Genomic DNA, 2,895 nt, shown 5'->3' with positions numbered 1-2,895 from the left:
GCCAAGGCCCGGACGGGCGCGGCCTTGAGGGCCAGGGGGCCCGGACGGGCGGGGGCTTGGCAGCCACGCGCCTTCGCGGGCCCGGACCCCGGCGGGCCCCAACCTCGGCAGGCCCGGACCCCGGCAGGCGCGCGCCTTAACAGGCGCAGGTCTTGGCGCGCACAGCCGGTGGCGCGCGCGGGTCCTGGCAGGAGGTACTCCGCCTCAGGCCCCGGGAGTCGCCGCGCCCGCCGGTTCCGCTTCGTCCGTCGGCGTTTGCGCTCGCGCCGTTCCCGCGCCCTCCGGTGCCCCGAAGCGGGCCAGGGTGTGCCAGATCATCTTGAGGTCCTGGAGTTCGTACCGGCCGGTGCGGGCGGCGTCGCCGATCACGCGGGGAGTGATGTGGCCGTCGGCCGCGATCTCCTCGCCCAGGGCGGTGTACTCGGCGCCCCGGTAGTCCGCGTGGGCGTGGAGTTCCGCGACGGTGAGGCGGTAGCCGGGGTGCCATTCGACGGGGCACGGGAGAAGGCGGGCGTCGGCCTCCACCCGCGTACCCCGGTAGCAGGCGTCCAGGACGACCGCTTCGACGTCCCGCGCGAGCTCGACTCCGCCGTGCACCTGGGTCTCGATGTAGTCGTTGAGCGCGTCCTGTTCGTCGGCTTCGGCGAGGGCGATCAACGAGGAAGACGCGGCGACGCCGAATTCGGTTGGCTCGGCGGCGCTGTCGGGGTAACAGAACGTCGCGCGGGCGAGCGTGTCGGCGGTGAGGCGGAAGTGGGAGGAGCCGAAGCGCGGGGCCGCGCCGACGACCTGGCGGCGGAAGTCGAGCGCGCCGTACACGGGCCGTTCGTGCGGGGTGGCGTCGTCGTAGGCGCCGCCGAAGATCCGGCTCTCCCAGCGCCAGCGGTCGCCCCCAGGGTGCGCGGTGAGGCCGCCGTTGCTGGAGCCGGTGACGAACTGGGAGTGGTAGGCGCCGTCCCGGGAGAGGGCCCGCAGAATCGGTTCTCCGCGTGTCGTGCGGTCGGGGTGGAAATTCAGGGTGATCCGCAGGTTTGGCGGGACGGCGGGCCCGTACGCGCGGGTGGAGACATGGGCGATGGCGGCACGCACGCGCGGGGACGCGAAATCCACTGGAACCTCCTGACGACAGCTGCTTACTCTAGCCCCGAACCTAGGACCACTAGGTTCGAGATTCGAACTCCCTGGAGGCTAACCGTGCGAGCGCTCACCGAGAACGAGATCCGCAACTCCTTCGTGAACTGTTCCAAAGGTGAGGCCAAGCGGCTCGCGATCCCCCGTGACCTGGACGTACGCCCCTGGGACGACCTCGACTTCCTCGGCTGGCGCGACCCCGGGGCGCCCGACCGCAGCTACCTGGTCGCCGAGCACGGGGGCCGCCTCGTCGGCGTGACCCTGCGCTTCCCGTCGTCCCAGCGCGGCTTCCTGCACCGCAGCATGTGCTCCCTGTGCCTCACGACCCACCGGGGCGGCGGCGTCTCCCTGATGACCGCGCGCAAGGCCGGCGCGGCGGGCCGCGAGGGCAACTCCGTCGGCGTCTACATGTGCACGGACCTCGCCTGTTCGCTGTACGTCCGGGGCCGCAAGGTCCCCGACTCGGGCAGCCGCTTCGAGGAGAGCCTGACGGTGGAGGAGCAGATCGCCCGTACGACGGGGCTGCTGGCGGGGTTCCTCGACAAGCTCGCCGTCTGAACTCACTGCGCGCGCAGGCGGGCCGCCGTCACCCGGTGGAGGTGGATCAGCACGTCGTGCGCGCGGGCGAGGGCGACGTCCGAGGGAGCCTCGTCCGGGTAGGCCGTGCCGATCCTGCGCGTGGGGCGTGCCGTGTGGAGCCACTCCCGCGCGGGCGCGCGTACGGTGCGCAGGTCCAGGACGTAGTTCCGGTACCGGACGCGGTCGAGGGTGGCCTCGTTGCTGCCGGGCTCCGGCGGGCCGACCGTCCACCGCCTGACGGCCGTCTCCTCGGCGTCCGTGGCCACGAACGAGCCGCGTCCGAACGTCACGCCGACACTGACGTAGCCGTCCCCGAGGCGGTCCCTCAGGAACGCGCCCTGCATCTTCGGGTAGCTGTCCGGGTCCACCGGTACGTACCCGATGTGGTCGTCGTGCGCCGACAGGAGGACCTTGGTTCCGGTGTGCGCGGCCCACCAGGCGACGTTCGCGGCCATCGCCTCGTCGCGGTAGCGCATCCCGGCCGCGATCTGCGGCCTGCCTCGCTCGAACTCGAACGCGTACTGGCCCGCCGTACGGTCGATGGCCGTGGCGTTCTGGACGGCCATCGCGTATCCGGCGCCGGACGGCTTCTCCTTGATCAGCTTCAGCGCCCGGGCGGTCCGTTCCGCGCGCTCCTTGCGGGCCTCGTACGGGGTGGCGAGGTACTCCTCGATGTACGCGCCCGTCTGCCGGGTCGGGCGCAGGCCCGCGTACAGCTCGGCGAGCCTCGCGCTCAGCTCCGGGCGGTGTTCGGCGACGTACCGCTCGACCTCGTCGTACACCTCGGGGCCCGTCCAGGCGATGTCGTCGCCGAGGAAGCGTACGGGGTCGTGGGGGTGGTGGATGTTGTACGCCCGCATCCACTTGACCAGGGCCAGGTAGTCGGTGTTGTTCCACCAGCGGTAGTCGCGCTGGAACTCCTCCTTGAAGATCTGCTCCGGGGTGCCCTTGCCGTGGACCACGTACGCGTCCAGGCGGCGGCCGGTGCTCCAGGGGGTTTCCAGGGCGAAGGTGCGGAAGCCCTGTTCCTCGACGAGGTGGCGGAAGACTCGGGCTTTGAGGGCGAAGAAGTCGTGCGAGCCGTGGGTGGCTTCGCCCAGGCCGACGACCTCGGCATCGCCGATGGCCTGGTCGAGGGGACGGAGGTCGCGGGTGTCGCCGCCGGGTTCGGGGGTGCGGAGGGGG

Annotated in this window: 3 protein-coding genes; 1 reads left to right on the top strand and 2 read right to left on the bottom strand. The window is 72.0% G+C overall.

Features of this window, described 5'->3' with window-relative positions:
- Positions 1–204: 204 nt before the first annotated feature.
- Positions 205–1,110, bottom strand: coding sequence for a DUF3626 domain-containing protein (locus tag AOK24_RS38645; RefSeq protein WP_055724607.1), 906 nt, complete (start codon positions 1,108–1,110; stop codon positions 205–207).
- 84 nt (positions 1,111–1,194) lie between these two features.
- Between AOK24_RS38645 and AOK24_RS38640 the strand changes: the two genes are divergently transcribed.
- Positions 1,195–1,689, top strand: a complete 495-nt coding sequence (locus tag AOK24_RS38640; RefSeq protein WP_055724606.1) for an FBP domain-containing protein — start codon at positions 1,195–1,197, stop codon at positions 1,687–1,689.
- Positions 1,690–1,691: 2 nt separating this feature from the next.
- Here the strand turns inward: AOK24_RS38640 and AOK24_RS38635 are convergent.
- A partial coding sequence (locus AOK24_RS38635; RefSeq protein ID WP_055724605.1) for an erythromycin esterase family protein occupies positions 1,692–2,895 on the bottom strand: 1,204 nt, incomplete at its 5' end.

This window comes from Streptomyces niveiscabiei (genome assembly GCF_001419795.1).
GTDB classification, from domain to species: domain Bacteria; phylum Actinomycetota; class Actinomycetes; order Streptomycetales; family Streptomycetaceae; genus Streptomyces; species Streptomyces niveiscabiei.
The sequence above is the reverse complement of the archived record's forward strand: the minus strand, read 5'-3'. Positions and strand labels throughout refer to the sequence as shown.